Consider the following 20920-nt stretch of genomic DNA (forward strand, 5'->3'; position numbering starts at 1 on the left):
CAAGGTACGGCCGTTCCCTTATCCGCTCCCGCAGGAAGCGTCCTGAAGGGGTCTTTCGACGTCTAGAGCATATTCCGATCGGATTGAAACAATCCGATTGAGAAGACTATGCTCAAGCTTTTGACTCAGGAGCGATCTGATCGATCGCATGACTTCATGCAATCGGAAAGCGCTCTAGTAATGTTCCTCGAAACGTTTGGCCAGTTCATCGATATTATCCGGCGGCCAGCCGGTCACGTCCATGCCGAGGTGAAGGCCCATCTGAGCCAGAACCTCCTTGATTTCGTTCAAGGATTTGCGCCCAAAGTTCGGCGTGCGAAGCATTTCGGCCTCGCTCTTCTGAATGAGGTCGCCGATATAGACGATGTTGTCGTTCTTCAGGCAATTGGCCGAACGCACCGACAATTCCAGTTCGTCGACTTTCTTGAGCAGGGCTGGATTGAACGCAAGTTCGGGAATCGACGGCGTCAGCTCGACGCGGCGCGGCTCCTCGAAATTGACGAACACATTGAGCTGGTCCTGTAGGATGCGGGCGGAATAGGCCACGGCGTCTTCCGGCGACAAGGCGCCATTGGTCTCGATCTGAAGCGTCAGCTTGTCATAGTCGAGGATTTGTCCCTCGCGGGTGTTTTCGACCCGGTAGCTGACCTTCTTGACCGGAGAGTAAAGGCTATCGATCGGAATGAGGCCGATCGGGGCGTCCTCCGCGCGGTTGCGGTCAGCCGCGACATAGCCCTTGCCGGAATTGACGGTGAATTCCATCCGGATCTCGGCGCCTTCGTCGAGGGTGCAGATGACAAGGCCGGGATTGAGGATCGAGATGTCGCCGACCGTGCCGATGTCTCCGGCGGTGACCTTGCCGGGTCCCTGTTTCTTCAGCACCAGGCGTTTGGGGCCGTCGCCCGGCATCTTGATGGCGATGTCCTTGATGTTCAGGACTATGTCGGTCACGTCCTCGCGCACCCCCGGGATCGAGGAGAACTCGTGCAGGACGCCGTCGATATGGACGGAGGTGATCGCGGCGCCTTGCAGCGACGACAACAGAATGCGGCGAAGCGAATTGCCCAGGGTAAGGCCGAACCCGCGCTCGAGCGGCTCGGCCACGACGGTCGCCATGCGCTTGGGATCGTCGCCCGATGTGATTTCGAGCTTGTTCGGCTTGATGAGCTCCTGCCAGTTCTTCTGAATCACAAATGCAGCCTTCCTTGATGCAAAGGCGCCGGAGCGCCTGGCCCGATGAGCCGAATGAGCGAATGAATACGACGAAGAGACACTGACGAGGCCTAGACGCGCCGCCGCTTGCGGGGACGGCAGCCGTTGTGCGGGATCGGCGTGACGTCGCGGATCGAAGTCACGGTGAAGCCCGCCGCCTGCAGGGCGCGCAGCGCGGATTCGCGTCCCGATCCCGGCCCCGACACCTCGACCTCGAGGGTGCGCATGCCGTGTTCGGCCGCTTTCCGGGCGCAATCCTCGGCCGCCATCTGAGCGGCGTAGGGGGTCGATTTGCGCGAGCCCTTGAAGCCCATGGTTCCCGCCGAAGACCAGGAGATCGTATTGCCCTGGGCGTCGGAGATTGTGATCATCGTATTGTTGAAGGTCGAATTGACGTGCGCGACGCCCGAAACGATATTTTTGCGCTCGCGGCGGCGAACGCGGGTAGCTTCTTTTGCCATTCTCTGGTCCTTCGAACACGCCCGTCATGCCAGGCGCTGGGGATAGCCGGCGCTGACGAAGCGCCGTGGGAATCGGGCGCGCCGGGCGCGCCCTCGAGTTGCCGCCGGAACGGCCTACTTCTTCTTGCCCGCGATGGGCTTGGCTTTACCTTTGCGGGTGCGCGCATTGGTATGGGTGCGCTGGCCGCGGACGGGCAATTGCCGGCGATGGCGCAGGCCGCGATAGCAGCCAAGGTCCATCAGGCGCTTGATATTGATCGCCACTTCGCGGCGAAGATCGCCTTCGACGATATAATCCCGGTCGATCGTCTCGCGGATCTGCAGGATTTCCGCGTCCGTCATTTCGGAAACGCGGCGCTCGGGTGGAATATTGACCTTCTGGCACAATTCCTCGGCCTTTTTCGGGCCGATGCCATGGATATACTGAAGGGCGATGACCACGCGTTTGTTGGTCGGAATATTGACGCCGGCGATACGAGCCAAACCAATTCTCCATGTAAACGCCGGCGCGGAACAGGAGCGCGGGCGGAAGCTAAAGTTGATGTCTCGCGTCCGGTGGAGGCCGGCCCTTGCGAGACGCCCGAACAACAAAAGATCCGCGGAGGCGAAAATACGCCTTCCGGATGCGCTCGTCTCAGGATGAAGCAGTTCGGTTAGCCTATCATGGCGGCGGCGTCAACTCCCCGGAACCAGCTTTGTTGAGCGGATGTCGAGCAAAGGGGTCACGGCGCGGCGTCGTCCCCGGTCTCGATCGGCGCGCCGACGGAAAATTCCACCGTCACCGGACCCGCTTTTTCAAAGATCAATGTCGCCGGGAAAGGCTCCCCGTCCTCCACGGCCGAGGTCAAATCCCCCAGCATCAGATGCTTTCCGCCAGGTTTAAAGATCACGGTTTCGCCGGGAGGGATTTCAATCCCGTCGACGATCCGGCGCATCCGCATGACGCCATCGGTAAGCGCCGAGGCGTGAATCTCGAAGCGTCCCGCGATCGGCGTCGATCCTCCGACGAGTCTATCGGAAGAAGCGCCGGTGTTTTTGATCAGCATATAGCCCGCGACGACTTTCGCTCCGCCTGGAGTCGGCCGGGACCAGGGACGGACGACGACGAGATCGCCCACTCTGTAGGATTTCGCCTCATCAGCGGCCTCTAGAGCATATACCGAATGGAGCGAATCAACCCAATCGACAAGAATATGCTCATATTTTTGAATCCGGAGCGATTTCTGATCGACTGAATGATCACATTCGGCCGGAAAGCGCTCTAGAGGGCCGGCGAAAAGGACGAAATTTGTCGCCGGGGCGGGCGATCCCATCGCGGCCAGCAAAAGCAGCGCGCGCGCAACAGCGAGGATCATAACGCGCGCCAGAAGGAGCGGCATTGGAGCCTTTCCTGACAAATGGAATCTGTCGGCACGTTCCCGCCCTGTCAGCCCTGTCCGCGCTAGGGCGCTGTTATGGCGCGGAGCCTGCCGCCAAAGCGAAGATAAATCAACTCCGTCTCGCGTTTTGTCCTTTGAAGGGAGCCTTATTCGAGAGCCGCCCGGCCGGCCGCCCAATCCGGCGCCAGGGCGCCGGTCGCCTCGGCGAGGCCGGAATAGCCCGCCTTCTCCATCCGCGAGGCAAGGCCGTGTTTGATCGCGCCAAGGAGGTGTAGTCCCTTGAAGACGAAGGCGGAATAGATCTGGACCAGATTCGCCCCGGCCTCGATCTTGGCCCAGGCGGCTTGCGCGCCGTCGACGCCGCCAGCGCCGATCAGCGGAAACTGCCGCTCGACCCTTATAAAGGTTGCAGCCAGCATTTGGGTTGAAAGCGCAAACAGGGGGCGGCCCGAAAGACCGCCGGATTTCTGCGCCAGGGCGGTTTCCCTCAGCGACGCGGGCCGCGACAGCGTGGTGTTGGAGACGATTAGGCCGTCGATGGCGCGGGCTCTGGCGCAGGCGACGACGTCGTCGAGTTCGTCGAGCGTCAGATCGGGCGAGATCTTCACCAGGACGGGCTTGCGGCCCAACCGCCCGGCCGCGGCGTCGCGGGCGTCGAGAACGCGGGCGAGCAAATCGTCGAGCGCCCCGGCGCGCTGCAGATCGCGCAATCCGGGGGTGTTCGGCGATGAAACATTGACCGTGAAATAATCCGCGGCGTCCGCCAGCGCCCGGATCCCCTGCGCGTAATCCTCCACGCGGTCGGACGAGTCCTTGTTGGCGCCGATGTTGACGCCGACGACGCCCGGCCGGCGCCCGCGTTTTTGCAGCCGGGCGCGGACTGCGGCATGTCCTTCGCTGGGAAACCCGAGCGCGTTGATCACCGCTTCGTCGCGACGCAGCCGAAACAGGCGCGGGCGCGGATTGCCGGGCTGAGGCAACGGCGTGATCGTGCCGACTTCGGTGAAGCCCGCGCCAAGATGCAGGGCGGCGTCGACCACGGCGGCGTTCTTGTCGAACCCCGCCGCGAACCCGATCGGATTAGGAAAGTCCAAGCCGAACGCGCGGACGCTGAGGCGGGGATCGTCGCGAGCGGCGGCTGGAGCGAAGCGGGGGAGCAGCGGCAGCGCCTTGATGACGAGGGCGTGCGCCGTCTCGGGATCGAGCGCGGACAGCACCGGACGCGAGACCCCGTCCAGAAAGCCGATCATTCAGGCAATCTCCGGAAAGAGGGGCGGGAGGGATTATCGTCGCGAGCCCGCCCGAGGGCATTGGAAGAAGCGCCTATTGCAGCAGCCCTTCGAAATCATGTCCGCCGCCGGGCAGGAGCCGCAGAGGCTTCACCCATTTCACTGAGTTATGTGGCAGATATCCGTAAAGATGCGGAAACAATGCCCCGCCGCGCGAGGGCTCGAATCGCAGCGCTTCGCCGAGGACCGTGGCGTCCACCGCGATCAGGACAAGGCCCTCCTGGCCGGAGAAATATTTCGCAGCGGTCTCCTCGACCTGTTCGGCGGTCGAAAAGTGGATGAACCCGTCCGCAATGTCGAACGGCGCTCCGTCGAACCGGCCGCTGTCCTCGGCTTTGCGCCACAAGGACGCCGGAGCGATTTTGAAGATCAAGGTCATGTTGAGCCTCCGCCGGGCGGCGTCATCATTGGACCCGGAAAGCCACATGGTCGCGCGCGAGTTCGCCGCTCAGCGCCGAGGCGATCAGCGCCATCGTCTCCTTGACGCCGTAAAGCGCCACGAATGAGCCGAAACGAGGGCCGCGGCTCTCGCCGAGCAGCACCGCATAGAGCATATTGAACCAGTCGTTCGAAACGCCGGGCCGCTCCGGCGTCGCGCCTTTGGCCTGCAAGTGCTGATATCGGGGGATGGCCCGCGCGACATCGTAGAGCGCGGTCTGGATCTCTTCGGCGCTGACCGGTTCCGGCAGGTCCGCCAGCATCGAAGACAAAAGGCCCAAGGCCTCGCGTTCGATCTCGTCAGGCTGGCGATAGACCTTGGCCGGGCGCACAAAATCGCGGAAATAGCGCACGGCGTAGGAGACCAGCCTGTCGAGGCGGGGGTGCGTCGCGGGCGAAACGTCGGGCGCGTAGCGGCGCAGAAATCCCCACAGGACCGCCGGGTCTTCGCTGTTCGCCACGGCGGCGAGGTTCAAAAGCATGCTGAACGAGATTGCGGTTCCCTGCCCGTCCTTGCGCAGGAGTTCGGGCGCCGGAGGCTCGCCGGAATGGATATGCCAGACGGGGTTTCCGAGCCGGTTCTTGTCGTCCTGGCGCGGGTAGGCTTCGAGAAAATTCAGATAATCGTCGACTGTGCGCGGGATCACGTCGAAATAGAGGCGTTTGGCCGCCGACGGCTTCTGATACATGAACAAAGAGAGGCTCTCCGGGCTGGCGTAGGTCAGCCAATCCTCGATCGTCAGGCCGTTGCCCTTCGATTTGGAGATCTTCTGGCCGTTCTCGTCGAGGAACAATTCGTAGTTGAACCCCTCCGGCGGCGCGCCGCCGAGCGCGCGCGCGATCGCCCCCGAGAGCTTGACCGATTCGATCAGATCCTTGCCCGCCATCTCGTAATCGACATTGAGCGCGACCCAGCGCATCGCCCAGTCAGGCTTCCATTGCAGCTTAGTCCTGCCGCCGGTGACGGGAGTGATGAAATGCTCCCTGGTCTCGGGATCGCTCCAGGCGATCGTTCCGGCCTGCGCGTCGATCGCCTCGATCGGAACCTGCATCACGACGCCGGTGTGCGGATGGATCGGCAGAAACGGCGAATAAGTTGCGGCCCGTTCCTGCCGGAACGAGGGCAGCATGATCGCCATCACAGCCTCATAGCGCGCCAGAAGGTGCAGCAGGGCGGCGTCGAAACGGCCCGACGTGTAATAATCGGTCGAGGAGGCGAATTCATAATCGAACCCGAACTGATCGAGAAACGCCCGCAGCCGCGCGTTGTTGTGCGCGCCAAAGCTCGCATGCGTGCCAAAAGGATCTGGCACCTGCGTCAGCGGCTTGCCGAGATGGGCGGCGACCATCTCCTTGTTCGGAATATTATCGGGCACTTTGCGAAGCCCGTCCATGTCGTCGGAAAAGGCGAGCAGCCTCGTCTTGATCCGGTCGCCGGTCAGGATCCGGAACGCGTGCCGGACCATGGTCGTGCGCGCAACCTCGCCGAAGGTGCCGATATGCGGCAGACCCGAAGGGCCGTAGCCCGTCTCGAACAGCACTTCTTTCTGTCCGCTCGCCTCGACCCGGCGGACGATCTTGCGCGCCTCCTCGAATGGCCAGGCGACGGACTTGCCAGCCGCCTCGGCAAACAAAGGCGATAGCTCCGTCCGCGCCGCGGCGGACAGGTTCAGGGCGGAAGTCTCTGCGGACGGCACCGGCATGTCCTGGAAAAGTGGGTAAATGCGGCGCATGGACCGCGAGCGCGGACGATAAGAAGCGCCGGGCCATGCGTCAATCAACGCCGCCCGCTCGATCGCGCCGCGGCGGCGGGTCAGGCTCCAAATGCGCCGCGTCAGGCGCGCTGGAGCCTCAGTGTTCGGCTCCGGCGTCGGAATGGACGCTCGCCCAGATCTTCCGCTTCACGAAATAAAGCAGGACCGCGAAGACCGCGAGAAAGCTCAGGACGCGAAAGCCGAGCCGCTTGCGCTCCTCGAGCTTCGGTTCGGCCGCCCACATCAGAAAGGCGGTCACGTCCTTGGCGTATTGCTTCACGGTTTTGGGCGAGCCGTCGGTGTAATCGACGGCGCCGTCGCTGAGCGGCATGGGCATCGCGATCTTGTGGCCGGGCATGAATTCGTCCCAGAACGGATCGTCGGCATGGGTGTATCCGGTGAGCAAGGCGTAGATATAGTCGGGCCCCTGCTCCTGATATTGGATGATCGGGTCGATCAGAAAGAGCGGAAATCCGCGCTCGTAGCCGCGCGCCTTGGCGATGACCGAGAGGTCCGGCGGAACCGCGTTGAGGGCGGCGCGCGCCGCCTGCGCATTGGGAAAGTTCCACGGGAAATAGTCGGAGAGAACCCCCGGCCGTTCATACATTTCGCCTGCTTCGTTGGGGCCGTCCTTGATCTTGTAGGTCGCGGCGAGCGCCTTGATCTGCGCTTCCGAGAAGGCGGGGCCGCCGGGCGCAATGAGGTCGCGGAAGGCGATTGACTTGAGCGAATGGCAGTTCGAGCAGACCTCGCGGAAGACCTGGAACCCGCGTTGCAGCTGCGCCTGGTCGTATTTGCCGAACGGGCCGTAGAAGCTCCAGTCCTGGCGCGCCGGTTTGACGTGCTCCTCCTGCGCCGATGCGATGGGCGCGACACAGAGCGTCGCGGCGGCCAGACCGCCCGCAATAAGAGAGCGAAGCCTCATGACTTTATTCCCCTGTGGCATCAATCGCCTCGCTCTATTCGCCGGGTTGCAGCGGCTTGGCCCCTGCGGCCAGGTGTTTTCCGCGCTCGCCAAGCACCGATTCGAAAATGGAAGCCGGCAAGGGGCGGGTTTTCTCGTATTGACCAAGGAGCGGCAGAATGACCAGGAAGTGAAGGAAATAATAGATGGCCAGCAGACGCGACGCGACAACGTAAATTCCTTCCGGCGGTTTTGAGCCGCAATACCCAAGCCCCAGGACGCAGGCGACGAACAGCCAGAAGAAAATCTTGTATAATGGCCGGTACGCCGCCGACTTCACCTTGGACGTGTCGAGCCAGGGCAGGAACGCGGGGATCAGGACCGCCGCGAACATGAGCGCGGTTCCGCCGAGCTTCGAGGGGATCGACCGCAAGATCGCGTAGAACGGCAGGTAATACCATTCCGGCACGATGTGGACCGGCGTCTGCAACGGATTGGCTTCGATGTAATTGTCGGCGTCGCCAAGGTAGTTCGGAACGTAGAACACGAACCAGAAATAGAAAATCATGAAACAGACGACCGCGAACCCGTCCTTGATGGTGAAATAGGGATGGAAGGGCAGGGTGTCCTTCTCGCTTTGCGGCTCGATTCCGGCCGGATTGTTGGAGCCGGGGACGTGCAGCGCCCAGATGTGGAGGATGACCACGCCCAGGATCATGAAAGGCAGCAGATAATGCAGCGAGAAAAAGCGGTTGAGGGTGGCGTTGTCGACGGCGTAGCCGCCCCACAGCCAGATCGTGATCTGATCGCCGACGAAAGGAATCGCCGAAAACAGGCTGGTGATGACCGTCGCGCCCCAGAAACTCATCTGGCCCCAGGGCAGCACGTAGCCCATGAACGCCGTCGCCACCGCCATGACGAAAATAATGCAGCCAAGAATCCAGAGCACTTCCCGCGGCGCTTTATAGGAGCCGTAGTAAAGGCCCCGGAACATGTGAATATAGAGCGCGAGGAAAAACATCGAGGCGCCGTTCGCATGGGCGTAGCGGAACAGCCAGCCGTAGTTCACGTCGCGCATGATGTGCTCGACCGAGGCGAAGGCGAGCGACGATTGCGGCGTGTAATGCATGACGAGGACGACGCCGGTGGCGATCTGCGCCACCAGCATGAAGGCCAGAATGCCGCCGAAGGTCCACCAATAATTGAGATTGCGGGGATTAGGGAACACGACGAAGGACGAATGCGCGAGCCCCAGGATTGGCAATCGGCTTTCAAGCCATTTGGCCGCCGCGCTTTTCGGGACGTAGGTCGGATGTCCGCTCATGCTCTGGTCTCTGCTGGCAGGGGCTGGTTTCGCGAGCCTGACGCTCCGGCTATCCCGCCGGCGCCTCGTGCGTGAAGCCTAGCCGATGGAGATTTTGGTGTCGCTCGCGAAACGATAGGGAGGAACCGCAAGGTTGTAAGGCGCCGGTCCTTGCCGGATCCGCCCGGAGGTGTCGTAGACCGAACCATGGCAGGGGCAGAAAAACCCGTGATACGGCCCCTCGTTTCCGATCGGAACGCAGCCAAGATGCGTGCAGATGCCGATGACGACCAGCCATTCGGGCTTTTGCACCCGGGATTCGTCCGACGCGGGGTCGGGCAATTCCTTCAAAGAGACATTTTGCGCGGCTTCGATTTCCGGCGGAGTTCGGTGCGAGATGAACACCGGTTTGCCCCGCCATTTGACGGTGATGATCTGTCCCACCGCGACGCCGCTGATGTCGACGTCGAGCGAAGCGGCGGCGAGGGTCGTCGCGTCGGGGCTCATCTGGCTCAGGAACGGCCAAACCGCGAATCCGGCCCCCACGACGCCGACGGCGCCAGTTGCGATATAGAGAAAATCCCGCCGGGTTGGTTCTTCGACCGTTGTGCTGGCTGTCATTCAACCCTCTAGCTTCAGCGTGTCGCCGCGTTTACGACCTATTCAAGCGCCGCGAAAGAATCAATAGCATTGTCCAACGGCGTGACGCTTCGCCTCAATCGGCGATCCTCCAGCCTGGGCATTTCCTTGCAAGATCCGTTCTCCAAAGTCCAGCACGGTTCCTCGCCTGCTTCGATTGGAGCGGTTCGCAAGACGAAGGCCATTCCTCGATCGCGCCTTGAGGCGTCCGCGGCCCGCCATGCGACCTGACGCGCCGCTGACTCTTGCGCTCTATCAGCCCGACATTCCGCAGAATACGGGGACGATGCTGCGCATGTGCGCCTGCCTTGGCCTTGCCGCGGCGATCATCGAGCCCACGGGGTTTCCGACGACGGACCGGCATTTTCGCCGCGCCGGCATGGATTACCTCGATCATGTCCGCCTCGGGCGTCATCCCTCTTGGTCCGCCTTCGAAGCCTGGCGGCGCGAAAGCGGGGCGCGCCTTGTGCTGCTCTCCACCAAGGCGCGCCTCTCCTACACAGACTTCGAATTCGCGGAGGGCGACATTCTCCTCGTTGGCCGCGAGTCCGCGGGCGTCCCCGAGGAGGTGCGCCAGGCCGCCGACGCCCAAATCGTCATTCCCCTGAAAAACGAAATGCGCTCCCTGAACGTTGCGGTCGCCGCCGCCATGGTCGCGGGGGAGGCGTTGCGCCAATTGGGCCGGGTGTGAGCCCGCACAGAAAGACGGTTAACTTTTTCGTAACCTTTCTCCACTGACCGGGGCCGCGCAGACGAGGGCGCGCTTGAAGCGGGAGAGCGGGATGGCGAAAGCGTTCGAATGGACCAGACAGAGCTTGTACATTGGGCTTATTGGATTTCTCTTGTGCATTCTCTGGGTCGATTTCCGCAGCATTTGCAATGCGACGCAGGAGGTGCTCGGCCGCGCCGGCTCGATGACGTCGCTGGAAATCGCCAGCGTCAAAATCAATTTCGACCGTGAAAGCGTTTCCGCCGCCTTCACCGAGTTGAACAAAGGCGCCGACCTCGCCGACGGCGACATTCCCGGCTTCGGCGACGACGACAAGAGGCGGGTGCTCAAGGTCATCGATGTGCTCGACCAGAGGCAATTCGTCCGGCTGATGTATGTTGGCCAGCTGGAAGGCCTCTGCGAGTTCAAGACTCCGGCGAATTCGCAAATGCGCTATGACGTGGCGACCGATTACCGGCTCGTCGAAATGAAGCTCGCCGAGATGGTCGACGACCCGAAAACCTTTGAAGACGTCACGAGGCGCGTGAAGGCGGGCGGTCGCGGCAATGGCGACCCGATCAGATGCTACATGATGCGGCTGACGACGGACGGATATAACGTCAAGACGGCGCTGGTCGGAAATTTCTCCGCCGCTTTCAAGGGAACGGCCAAGAGCGCTCCCTCCGACACCCGCGTGGCGGCGAGATAGGCTGGAACCGAGCCGCCCCGTCGCTCTCGCAAAAACCTCCCTCGCAAGAACCTCCCCCGCAAAGCGTCGGACAGGAGCCGCCCCGCCTGATGGCGGAATTGTCCCTTCGAGTCGCTCACGGCCCAATCTGCGGCGTTGTTCCGCAAGACGTTCTGCCATAACTATTCGCATTCCGATCCGGCTTTCCGGCCGGCGGCGGTCTGCGAAACCCTTGCGAAACCCCTGCGAAACCCTTGCGAAAGCCCTGATGAATGGCTGAAATTTCCCCGCTCGAGCATCGCAAGAAGGAAGCTCGCGCCTGGTTCGAGACTCTTCAGAACAAGATCATCGCCGCCTTTCAGCAATTCGAATCCGAGTCGGAGGGTCCCTTCCCCGAGGCTGAAATGGCTCCTGGAGAGTTCGTGCAGGAGCCGTGGAAACGCACGGATCACACCGGGGCGGACGGCGGCGGCGGTCGGATGGCGACGCTTCGCGGCCGCGTTTTCGAAAAAATGTGCGTTCATACCTCGACGGTCTACGGCCGGTTCTCTCCGGAGTTCGCCAAGGAGATCCCAGGCGCCGACAAGGATCCCCGTTTCTGGGCCTCGGGCGTGTCGCTGATCGCGCATCCGTGGAATCCGAACGTTCCGACGGTCCACATGAACACGCGTTTTGTCGTGACCAGCAAAGCCTGGTTTGGCGGCGGCGCGGATCTGACCCCGGTCCTGAACCGGCGCCGGGTTCAGTCCGATCCCGATTCGCTGGCCTTCCACTCCGCCATGGAGCGGGCCTGCGCGGGACATGAGCCGGTCGCGGACTACCCGAAATTCAGGCAATGGTGCGACGATTATTTCTATCTCAAGCATCGCGACGAGCCGCGCGGGATCGGCGGCATCTTCTACGATTACCTCGCTTGCCCCGACGCCGACGAAGCGCTCTTCGACAAAACGTTCGCCTTCACACGGGACGTCGGGCTGAATTTCATCGACGCCTATCGTGCGGTCGTGCGGCGCAATGGTCCGCTCGCCTGGACGCAGGCCGACCGCGCCGAACAGCTCGTCCGCCGCGGACGCTACGTCGAGTTCAATCTGCTGTATGACCGCGGCACGATCTTCGGGCTGAAGACCGGCGGCAATGTCGAGGCGATCTTGTCCTCGATGCCTCCCGCCGTGAGATGGCCATAAACCTTTGAGTCTGAAGAGATTTCTGATCGATCGCATGACGTCATACGATCGGAAAGCGCTCTGGAAAAGCCTTCCCGGGGGCGTCACGATATCGAAATGTGACTATCCTACGAAACGCCCGGCTGCAGCGCGCCCTGATTTTCCATTCCCGCGCTGACGGCTTTGAGTTTTTGCGACCCACCCATAGGAGAGGCGAATTCATGTCCGACGCGAACAAAGGGCCGGTCACCTTCGATCCCGGCGATGTCGTTCAACTGAAATCGATGAGCCCGCCGATGACGGTGGTCGCCGTCGAGGCTGACGGGGTGCATGTGCTCTGGTACGGCGAGGCCAACGACGAAATCGTGTCCGACGTTCTTCCCGGCGTCGCTCTGGAGAAAATCACCATCCTCGATGACGAGGATGAAGAAGACGATGACGACGAAGATGACATACGCCGTCACGGCAAGAAAAAACGCCGCGACGATTGAGCGCCGCTATAGAGCATAGACTATGCTCAAGCTTTTGACTCTGGAGCGATTTCTGATCGATCGCATGACTTCATGCGATCGAAAATCGCTCAAGCGCGCGGTCTTCGCCGGTTCGCGCGCCGCGCCTCTCATTCGTCAGACGTTCGTCAGATCGCCGGGGTGGCGGTCTTGTCGTCGAGCTTCATGACGGCTTCCTTGACGAGCGCGTCAACGCCTTCGCCGCCCTGGCGGACATGGGAAATGATTTTCTCCCGCATCCTGGGGTCCCAGAATTTGGCGATGTGGTCGGCGACGCCGTCGACCTTTGCGTCGCCGGTCTGGCTGGCGAAGAAATGTCCGATCTGATTGGCCATATAGACCAGCTTGCTGATCTGCTTGTCAGGCGTCATGGTTTCGGGTCCGCTCGATAATCCGGTGGGGATGGGTGAAGATCTCGAACTCGTCGCCGCGGGCGACGGCGACGAGGGTTATGCCGCAGGCCTCGGCGAGGCGGACGGCCGCGGCGGTCGGCGCCGAAATCGCCGCGACGACGGGGGCGTTGAGCCGCGCCGCCTTCTGGATCAATTCGATCGACACTCGACTCGTCAGCGCGACGATTCCGTCCGCCGCGCGCCAGCCTCCGCGTGCGAGCGCCCCGGCCAGCTTGTCGAGTGCATTATGGCGGCCGACGTCCTCTCGGACTGCGACAAGGCCCGCCTCGGGCGTAAAGAAGCCCGCCGCATGAACCGCCCGCGTGCGCGCGTTGAGGGCCTGCGCCCCGGCCAGAGCCGCCATCGCGGCGGGAATAGCAGAGCTGTCGAAGCCTCCGCCCGCGTTCGGCGCCAGCGCCGGAGCCGGGCGAAGCGCCTCCTCGAGGCTCTCGATCCCGCAGAGGCCGCAGCCGGTCGGTCCGGCCATGGTGCGGCGGCGCGCCTGATACGCCTTCGCGCGGCCTTCGGGCAGCCACATCCGCAGTTCGACGCCGGCGCCGGAGCCAAGCCGGGCGGCGATGACCTCGAGGCTCAGGACGTCTGCGGGGGTCTCGATCAGGCCTTCGGTCAGGGCGAAGCCGACGGCGAAATCGCCGAGGTCCGCGGGCGTCGCCATCATCACGGCGTGGGTCGAGCCGTTGAAGCTGAACGCGACCGCCGTCTCCTCCGCCGCCGCCCGCACCGACGGCACGAGGCGCTCGCCTCGCCGCGCCAGACACGAGATCGTCACCGCCGGAGCGGGAATATCCGCCGCGCTTTCGTCTTTTTCGTCGCCCGGGTCACAGATCATGCGGCGGCGTTCACTCCGCCGCCTCGACCGAGATAATGCGGCGGCTCTGTTCGGCCTGCTCCCGATAGCTTTCCTGCCAATCGCTCGGGCCGTTGGACGGCGAGATTTGCACCGCCGTCACCTTGAATTCCGGGCAATTCGTCGCCCAGTCGGAGAAATCCGTGGTCACCACATTGGCTTGCGTCGTCGGATGGTGGAAGGTCGTGTAGACGACGCCCGGAGCGACGCGGTCGGTGATCAGCGCCCGCAAGGTGGTCTCGCCGGCGCGGCTGAGGACCTTGACCCAGTCGCCCTCCTTGACCCCGCGCAATTCGGCGTCGTGCGGATGGATTTCGAGCAGATCCTCCGGATGCCATGCGACGTTTTCGGTGCGGCGGGTCTGCGCGCCGACATTATAATGGCTAAGGATGCGTCCGGTCGTCAGCAGCAGCGGGAAGCGCGGCCCCGTCCGCTCGTCGGTCGGGATATATTCGGTCACGACGAATTTGCCCTTGCCCGAGGCGAATCCGCCGATGTGCATCACCGGCGTGCCCTCGGGCGCCGCCTCGTTGCAGGGCCACTGGACCGATCCCGCTTCGTCGAGCTTGGCGAAGGAGACCCCGGCGAAGCTCGGGGTCGTGGCGGCGATTTCGTCCATGATCTCGGAGGGATGCCGATACGTCATCGGGAAGCCCATGGCGTTGGCGAGCAGCATGGTGATTTCCCAGTCCCCGTAGCCGTTCTTCGGGCTCATCACCTTGCGCACCCGCTGGATGCGGCGCTCGGCGTTGGTGAAGGTTCCGTCCTTTTCGAGGAAGGTCGAGCCCGGCAGGAAGACATGCGCGTAGTTCGCGGTCTCGTTCAGGAAAAGATCCTGGACGACGACGCATTCCATCGCGGCGAGCCCGGCCGCGACGTGATGGGTGTCGGGGTCGGACTGAAGGATGTCCTCGCCCTGGATGTAGATGCCGCGGAAGGTTCCCTCGACGGCGGCGTCGAGCATGTTGGGAATCCGTAGGCCCGGCTCGTTGTCGAGATCGACGCCCCAGAGGCTCTCGTAGATATGCCGGGCGGAATCGTCCGAGACGTGCCGGTAGCCGGCGAATTCATGCGGGAACGAGCCCATGTCGCAAGCCCCCTGGACGTTGTTTTGACCGCGCAGAGGGTTGACGCCGACGCCGGGGCGGCCAAGATTTCCCGTCGCCAGCGCGAGGTTCGCTATGGCGAGAACCGTGGTCGAGCCCTGGCTGTGCTCGGTCACTCCAAGGCCATAATAGATGGCCGCGTCTCCGCCTGTCGCGTAGAGCCGCGCCGCAGAACGGATGAGGTCGGCGGGCACGCCGGAGAATTTTGCGACTTCCTCGGGGCTGTTGCGCGCTTCGGCGACGAACGCGGCCCAGTCCTCGAATTCGGACCAATCGCACCGCTCGCGCACGAAAGCTTCGTTGACAAGGCCTTCGGTCACGATGACATGGGCGATGGCGCTGAGGATCGCGACATTCGTGCCGGGCTGCAGGGCCAGATGGTAATCGGCCTGGACGTGAGGCGTGCGCACGAGGTCGATCCGGCGCGGGTCGATGACGATCAGCTTCGCGCCCTCGCGCAGCCGCCTTTTCATCCGCGAGCCGAAGACCGGATGTCCGTCGGTCGGATTGGCGCCGACCACCAGGATGACGTCGGAATGGTCGACCGAATCGAAATCCTGCGTCCCGGCCGAGGTGCCGAAAGCCGTTTTCAGTCCATAGCCGGTCGGCGAATGGCAGACCCGCGCGCAGGTGTCGACATTGTTGTTGCCGAAACCGCCGCGAATGAGCTTCTGGACGAGATAGGTTTCTTCGTTGGTGCAGCGCGAGGACGTGATCCCGCCGATCGAACGCGGACCATGGGCGGACTGGATACGTCTGAACTCCGACGCCGCGTGATGGATCGCCTCCTCCCAGGAGACCTCGCGCCACGGATCGCTGACCTTGGCCCTGATCATCGGATTGAGAATCCGGTCCTTATGCGTGGCGTATCCCCACGCAAACCGGCCCTTGACGCAGGAATGGCCGTGGTTGGCCTTGCCGTCCTTGTGCGGAACCATGCGGACGAGCTCCTCGCCGCGCATTTCCGCCTTGAACGTGCACCCGACGCCGCAATAGGCGCAGGTCGTCACGGCGGAATGTTCGGGCTGGCCGATGGCGATGAGCGATTTTTCGCTGAGCGTCGCGGTCGGGCAGGCCTGGACGCAGGCGCCGCAGGAGACGCATTCGGACTCGAAGAAAGGCTCGTTCTGGCCGGGCGCGACGCGGCTGTCGAAACCCCGGCCGTCGATCGTCAGCGCGAATGTTCCCTGGACCTCCTCGCACGCGCGCACGCAGCGGTTGCAAACGATGCATTTGGCGGGATCGTAGGTGAAATAGGGGTTGGATTCGTCTTTCTTGCCGTCAAAATGATTGGAGCCCGCATAGCCGTAGCGGACGTCGCGCAGGCCGACGGCGCCGGCTTCGGTTTGCAGTTCGCAATCGCCGTTGGCGGCGCAGGTGAGACAGTCCAGCGGGTGATCGGAGATATAAAGCTCCATCACGCCCTTGCGCAGGGCCTTGAGACGTTCGGTCTGGGTCCTGACGACCATGCCCTCCGCGACGGGGGTCGTGCAGGAGGCGGGCGTGCCGTTGCGGCCCTGAATTTCGACGAGACAAAGCCGGCAGGACCCGAATGGCTCCAGCGTGTCGGTGGCGCAGAGCTTGGGGATCTTGGTGCCCATGTCCATCGCGGCGCGCATGATCGAGGTTCCCTCGGCGACCTCGATTCCGACGCCGTCGATGGTCAGCGCGACCTTTCTCTCGGACTTCGGGGCAGGGGTTCCGTAGTCTGTTTCGGTGACCAGAGCCATGAGTGCCGTCCTATTCAGCCGCGAGGGCGCGGGGTGAAAAATCCTCGGGGAAGTGGCGCATCGCGCTCAGCACGGGATAAGGCGCGAAGCCTCCGAGCGCGCAGAGCGAACCGAACTTCATTGTCTGGCAAAGATCCTCGAGCAAAGCGAGATTCTCGCTGACCCGGTCGCCCGCCATGATCTTGTCGACGACCTCGACACCGCGGGTCGATCCGATCCGGCAGGGCGTGCATTTGCCGCAACTCTCGATCGCGCAGAACTCCATCGCGAAACGGGCCATTTGCGCCATTTCGACCGTGTCGTCGAAGACGACGAGGCCGCCATGGCCGATCAGCCCGTCGCGCGCGGCGAAGGCTTCGTAGTCGAACGGGGTGTCGAACAGGGCGGGCGGAAAATAGGCGCCGAGCGGTCCGCCGCACTGGACCGCGCGCACTGGACGGCCCGTCGCCGTTCCGCCGCCGATGTCCTCGACGATTTCGCCGAGCGTCAGGCCGAAGGCGGTCTCGAAAAGGCCGCCGAAGCGCACGTTGCCCGCGATCTGAAGCGGCATCGTGCCGCGCGAGCGGCCCATGCCGAAGCTTGCGTAAAAGTCCGCGCCGTGTTCGAGGATCGTCGGAATGGCGACCAGGGACAGAACGTTGTTGACGACTGTCGGGCGGGCGAAAAGCCCCTTGTGCGCGGGCAGGGGAGGCTTCGCCCTGACGATTCCGCGTCTGCCCTCAAGGCTTTCGAGAAGGGAGGTTTCCTCGCCGCAGACATAGGCGCCTGCGCCCATGCGCAGTTCAATGTCGAAGGACAGCCCCGAGCCCTTGATATTCGACCCGAGATATCCCGCCGAGCGGGCGAGGCCGAGGGCTTCGGAAAAGGTCTTGCCGGCGTGCGGATATTCCGAGCGGCAATAGACATAGCCTTTGGAGGCGCCGATGGCGAGGGCGCAGATCGTCATCCCTTCGATGAGCGCATAGGGGTCGCCCTCGACGATCATCCGGTCGGCGAAGGTGCCGCTGTCGCCCTCGTCGAAATTGCACACGACGTAACGGCGGTCAGCCGGCGCGTCGGCGACGGTTTTCCATTTGATTCCGGTCGGAAACCCCGCGCCGCCGCGTCCGCGCAAGCCCGATTTCAGAACCTCGGCGATGGTCGCCGCCGGACCGATCTCGATGGCGCGCGCCAGGCCGCGCCAGCCGCCGAGCGACTCGTAATCGGCGAGCGAGGTCGGGTCGATGATCCCGCACCGCGCGAAAGTCAGCCGGTTCTGCCGGGCCATGAACGGATGGTCTTCCGTGCGCCCGATGCGCAGCGGATGCGCGCCGCCGGCGAGAAAACCTGCATCGAAAAGCGAGGCGACGTCCGGGGCGGCGACCGGACCGTAGCCGATCCGGCCTCCCGCCGTCTCAACCTCGACGAGAGTTTCGAGGAAATACATTCCGCGCGAGCCGGTCCGGACGATCTCGACGGCAAGTCCGCGCGCCTTCGCCTCGGCCTCGAGTCTGGCCGCGGTCTTGTTTGCGCCGACGGCGAGAGCCGCGATGTCCTTCGAAATGAAAATCCGGGTCATGCCTGCGCCTCGGCGAGCGCCTCGTCCACCGCCTCGTCGAGGCTCGCCAGATCGAGCCGGGCGATCGGCTCGCCGTCGAGCAAAGCGGCGGGAGAGGAGGAGCAAAGGCCAAGGCAATACACCGGATCCACGGTGAGCGAACCGTCGGCGGATGTTTCATGCCAGCCAAGGCTACGGCCGGCGAGGAATTTCTGCGCCAGCGCCTCGCTCCCCATGCTCTGGCAGGCCTCCCCGCGACAGAGCTTCAGGCTGTGGCGCCCGGCGGGCGCGTGGCGGAAATCATGATAGAACGATATGACGCCATGGACTTCGGCGCGCGACAGGTTGAGCGCCTCGGCGATGACGGGGGTTGCGTCTTCGGCGACGTAGCCGAATTCGCCTTGCAGAGCGTGAAGGATCGGAAGCATGGCCCCCTCGACGCCGGAAAATTCCGCGATAATTTCCCGGGCGCGCCTCGCGTCCCAGCCGGGAGCCTCAACCATCGCTTCCACCCAATATCTGTTTATGTAAATAAACGGTGCAGGATTGCCGGGCGGGAATCAATAAAGGTGTTCCGTATGGCGATAGGGATTCTCTATAAACGACCCCATTATGTTGCGGCGCAAAATCCCGCCGCGGTTTCACCCTGTCGATGAGAAATAGAGTCAAAGGATGAACTGATCCGTAGCCGGGCTAATTGTATAAAAAGGCCGCCTACGGTCGGCGCTAAGCTTGAAAACCGCCGCGATCCAACGGTTTGAGACGGCGAATTCAGGCGATAAGCCCGAGGAGAGGCAACGAGCGGCGACGAGCAGCAAGATCGCCTTTTGCAGTGCGAAGCCTTTCCGCCGCGTTGACCCTCTTCCAAGGTCCGCTCCCTGTCATTGGCGAAATTTCCGCTCGGCGTCTGGCCGTCTTGCGGCCTCCGGGCTTTCTTGCGTCCGTCACGGCGATGCGTCACAGAATTCAAATGCATTTCGCAGAATCGTGTTTGACCGCGATGGGACCGCCAACGAATGCGTAACATTTTCGACGTTTTTTACGATTCGTTCATGTGCTTCGTGCGCGACGACGGCTGGGCCATCGCCAGCCACATCGCCTTGTCGATTCTGACCTCGATGTTTCCTTTCCTGATTTTCGTGACCGCGCTCGGCGGATTCTTCGGCTCCGGCGATCTCGCCGACGAAGCCGTGAAATTGCTGTTTCAGACCTGGCCCAGACAGGTCGCCGAGCCTCTCGCGGCGGAAATCCACAATGTTCTGACGCAAACGCGCGGCGGCCTTTTGACTTTCGGCGTGCTGCTCTCGATCTATTTTTCCTCGAGCGGCGTCGAAGCGCTGCGGGTTGGCCTCAACCGGGCCTATGACGTCGCCGAGGAGCGCCCCTGGTGGAAACTGCGCCTCGAATCGATCGCCTTTGTGCTGTTTGGCGCGGCCGCGCTTCTGGTTCTGGCGCTGCTCGTCGTTTTCGCGCCATGGATCTGGACCGAAGCGCGGCGGTTTGCGCCGGGGCTCGAACCGCTCAATCAATTGGTCAATTCGAGCCGTTTCGCCATCGCGACAATCGTTTTTTTTCTGGCGCTTGTGATCGTGCACAAGTTTCTTCCCGCCGGGCGCCGGTCGCTGTGGGAGATCGCGCCCGGCATCGCGCTGACTTTCTTCCTGTGGGCGGCTTCGGCTTTCATTTTCAGCTATTATCTCACCGAGTTCGCACGCAATTACGTGACGACCTACGCGGGGCTCGCATCGGTGATGATCGCCCTGGTGTTCCTCTACATGCTCGCGGCGATCTTCATCTTTGGCGGCGAGGTGAACGAGGCGATCGTGCGGATCAGACGGAATGCGGCTCCCGCCAAAGCCAATCCTCCCCGCTCAAGGTGACGTCGAAAGGGAGAGCGTCCCGACGCGGGCGTCCGCTGGAGCGAGCGCCAGCACTTTCAACACCTCGCCGGCGCTGCGGTGGTTGCTGATCTGTTTCAAACCCTCGGCGAGAGCCTCCATCGGCCGCGCCGAAGTCACCGCGACGATCAGATCGGCTCCAAGCGGCTCCCTCGCCCGCAGCGACCACTTGAGGGCCGGAGTTTCGACGATCTTCTGATCGGAAGTAAGGGGGTAGAGCGCCCGGACCGACCCGTCGCCCGTAACGGCGAACAGGACAAGCCCGCGATTGAGCATGTCCTCAATTTCAATGTCGACGTTCTGGCCCTTTCTCGCCGTGGGGCTGCCGGAGATGAAGCGCATCTGCTGCGGCCGGGTTGCGGCGAGCGCCGCGAGCGCCCGTGCCGCGGCCGTTCGGTCGATCACCGCAGGAAGATCGCTCGCGGCGACGTTCGAGGCGATGGTTGCGCCGCCCGCGCTGACGTCGCGCGACGACGCATTCCAGACGAGATCGGGGTTTGCCGAAACCGGAACGATTTCGAACGGCGCGGCGCGCGGGCTAACGCCCGCCAGCGCTTTCGCCTCGCCGTCCGCGACCGCCACGTGGATCTTGTCGAGTTTGAGCGAATCGCGTTCACGAGCGAGGTCCGGCCAAGCCCCGATCGGAGTCATTTCGTCGCCGGGATTAAGGATCCGGACCCCGCCTGTCCTCTCGATCTTGTCCTGCGCCCGCACGGGGCGCGCCGCTCCCGTCAGGAAAACGGACGCGGTCGACATCAAGATCGCCGCCCAGATGAGATTTGCCGCGCCGGGCGAAAAGACTCGCCTTTGGGTCACGCGCAGGCGGATCCCGTCGAGGACTTCGGATCTCGAGCCGTTCATTCTGGGCCTCCCTGCTGCGCGCGGCGTTCAGGCTCGCATTTCAGCGTAACCGCTTTGGGGCGCCGCCGCATCCGTTCGCT

Annotated in this window: 21 protein-coding genes; 5 read left to right on the top strand and 16 right to left on the bottom strand. The window is 63.1% G+C overall.

What is annotated here, in order from left to right; all coding sequences use genetic code 11:
- Window positions 1-174 precede the first annotated feature (174 nt).
- The 10 genes from BM177_RS02130 to petA form a co-directional block, all read right to left on the bottom strand.
- Window positions 175-1191, bottom strand: a complete 1017-nt coding sequence (locus BM177_RS02130) for a DNA-directed RNA polymerase subunit alpha (RefSeq protein ID WP_091676811.1) — start codon at window positions 1189-1191, stop codon at window positions 175-177.
- Window positions 1192-1283: 92 nt separating this feature from the next.
- Window positions 1284-1673, bottom strand: a complete 390-nt coding sequence (rpsK, locus tag BM177_RS02135; RefSeq protein ID WP_091676816.1) for a 30S ribosomal protein S11 — start codon at window positions 1671-1673, stop codon at window positions 1284-1286.
- Between the two features lie 114 nt (window positions 1674-1787).
- Complete coding sequence (rpsM, locus tag BM177_RS02140) at window positions 1788-2156, bottom strand: 30S ribosomal protein S13 (protein ID WP_091676821.1); 369 nt, start codon at window positions 2154-2156, stop codon at window positions 1788-1790.
- A 239-nt stretch (window positions 2157-2395) separates the two neighbouring features.
- Window positions 2396-3052, bottom strand: a complete 657-nt coding sequence (locus BM177_RS02145; protein WP_091676825.1) for a copper chaperone PCu(A)C — start codon at window positions 3050-3052, stop codon at window positions 2396-2398.
- Window positions 3053-3198: 146 nt separating this feature from the next.
- Window positions 3199-4302 (bottom strand): quinone-dependent dihydroorotate dehydrogenase, encoded by a 1104-nt coding sequence (locus BM177_RS02150; RefSeq protein WP_091676830.1) that lies wholly within the window; start codon window positions 4300-4302, stop codon window positions 3199-3201.
- Window positions 4303-4375: 73 nt separating this feature from the next.
- The gene (locus BM177_RS02155; RefSeq protein WP_091677522.1) at window positions 4376-4720 is read right to left on the bottom strand and encodes a DUF952 domain-containing protein; all 345 of its coding nucleotides are present in this window, start codon (window positions 4718-4720) and stop codon (window positions 4376-4378) included.
- A gap of 25 nt (window positions 4721-4745) precedes the next feature.
- Window positions 4746-6482 carry a lysine--tRNA ligase gene (locus BM177_RS02160; protein ID WP_091676834.1) on the bottom strand — a complete coding sequence of 579 codons (1737 nt, stop codon included), beginning with the start codon at window positions 6480-6482 and terminating at the stop codon, window positions 4746-4748.
- Window positions 6483-6630: 148 nt separating this feature from the next.
- Window positions 6631-7458: a cytochrome c1 gene (locus BM177_RS02165; RefSeq protein ID WP_175492458.1), complete on the bottom strand. Its 828-nt coding sequence runs from the start codon at window positions 7456-7458 to the stop codon at window positions 6631-6633.
- A gap of 34 nt (window positions 7459-7492) precedes the next feature.
- Window positions 7493-8761 (bottom strand): cytochrome b, encoded by a 1269-nt coding sequence (locus BM177_RS02170; protein ID WP_091676839.1) that lies wholly within the window; start codon window positions 8759-8761, stop codon window positions 7493-7495.
- Between the two features lie 78 nt (window positions 8762-8839).
- On the bottom strand, window positions 8840-9361 hold the full coding sequence (gene petA, locus BM177_RS02175) for a ubiquinol-cytochrome c reductase iron-sulfur subunit (RefSeq protein WP_091676843.1): 522 nt from the start codon (window positions 9359-9361) through the stop codon (window positions 8840-8842).
- 238 nt (window positions 9362-9599) lie between these two features.
- On the opposite strand from petA, the gene BM177_RS02185 reads away from it, so the two are divergent.
- From BM177_RS02185 to BM177_RS02200, 4 genes are all read left to right on the top strand, one after another.
- Window positions 9600-10070, top strand: a complete 471-nt coding sequence (locus BM177_RS02185) for a tRNA (cytidine(34)-2'-O)-methyltransferase (RefSeq protein ID WP_091676850.1) — start codon at window positions 9600-9602, stop codon at window positions 10068-10070.
- A 91-nt stretch (window positions 10071-10161) separates the two neighbouring features.
- Window positions 10162-10797, top strand: a complete 636-nt coding sequence (locus tag BM177_RS02190; protein WP_091676854.1) for a hypothetical protein — start codon at window positions 10162-10164, stop codon at window positions 10795-10797.
- A 251-nt stretch (window positions 10798-11048) separates the two neighbouring features.
- On the top strand, window positions 11049-11960 hold the full coding sequence (gene hemF, locus BM177_RS02195) for an oxygen-dependent coproporphyrinogen oxidase (RefSeq protein WP_091676858.1): 912 nt from the start codon (window positions 11049-11051) through the stop codon (window positions 11958-11960).
- A gap of 200 nt (window positions 11961-12160) precedes the next feature.
- Complete coding sequence (locus BM177_RS02200; protein ID WP_091676861.1) at window positions 12161-12430, top strand: YodC family protein; 270 nt, start codon at window positions 12161-12163, stop codon at window positions 12428-12430.
- A 146-nt stretch (window positions 12431-12576) separates the two neighbouring features.
- On the opposite strand, the gene BM177_RS02205 is transcribed toward BM177_RS02200, so the two are convergent.
- The 5 genes from BM177_RS02205 to BM177_RS02225 are packed head-to-tail and all read right to left on the bottom strand — an operon-like array spanning window position 12577 to window position 18584.
- Entirely contained in the window at window positions 12577-12819 is a 243-nt protein-coding gene (locus tag BM177_RS02205) for a formate dehydrogenase subunit delta (RefSeq protein WP_091676863.1), read from the bottom strand.
- On the bottom strand, window positions 12809-13690 hold the full coding sequence (gene fdhD, locus BM177_RS02210; protein WP_091676866.1) for a formate dehydrogenase accessory sulfurtransferase FdhD: 882 nt from the start codon (window positions 13688-13690) through the stop codon (window positions 12809-12811). Before fdhD ends, BM177_RS02205 begins: the two co-directional genes overlap by 11 nt.
- 10 nt (window positions 13691-13700) lie before the next feature.
- Window positions 13701-16544 carry a formate dehydrogenase subunit alpha gene (gene fdhF / locus BM177_RS02215; RefSeq protein WP_091676870.1) on the bottom strand — a complete coding sequence of 948 codons (2844 nt, stop codon included), beginning with the start codon at window positions 16542-16544 and terminating at the stop codon, window positions 13701-13703.
- A gap of 10 nt (window positions 16545-16554) precedes the next feature.
- Window positions 16555-18102, bottom strand: coding sequence for a formate dehydrogenase beta subunit (locus BM177_RS02220; RefSeq protein WP_091676873.1), 1548 nt, complete (start codon window positions 18100-18102; stop codon window positions 16555-16557).
- Complete coding sequence (locus BM177_RS02225; RefSeq protein WP_091676876.1) at window positions 18099-18584, bottom strand: formate dehydrogenase subunit gamma; 486 nt, start codon at window positions 18582-18584, stop codon at window positions 18099-18101. The genes BM177_RS02220 and BM177_RS02225 overlap by 4 nt, the downstream gene beginning before the upstream one ends.
- 513 nt (window positions 18585-19097) lie before the next feature.
- On the opposite strand from BM177_RS02225, the gene BM177_RS02235 reads away from it, so the two are divergent.
- Window positions 19098-19961: a YihY/virulence factor BrkB family protein gene (locus tag BM177_RS02235; RefSeq protein ID WP_091676882.1), complete on the top strand. Its 864-nt coding sequence runs from the start codon at window positions 19098-19100 to the stop codon at window positions 19959-19961.
- On the opposite strand, the gene BM177_RS02240 is transcribed toward BM177_RS02235, so the two are convergent.
- Window positions 19953-20840, bottom strand: a complete 888-nt coding sequence (locus BM177_RS02240; protein WP_091676885.1) for a hypothetical protein — start codon at window positions 20838-20840, stop codon at window positions 19953-19955. The two genes, BM177_RS02235 and BM177_RS02240, sit on opposite strands and share 9 nt — an antisense overlap.
- Window positions 20841-20920: the final 80 nt, after the last annotated feature.

It is taken from the genome of Methylocapsa palsarum (assembly GCF_900114285.1).
Taxonomy (GTDB): domain Bacteria; phylum Pseudomonadota; class Alphaproteobacteria; order Rhizobiales; family Beijerinckiaceae; genus Methylocapsa; species Methylocapsa palsarum.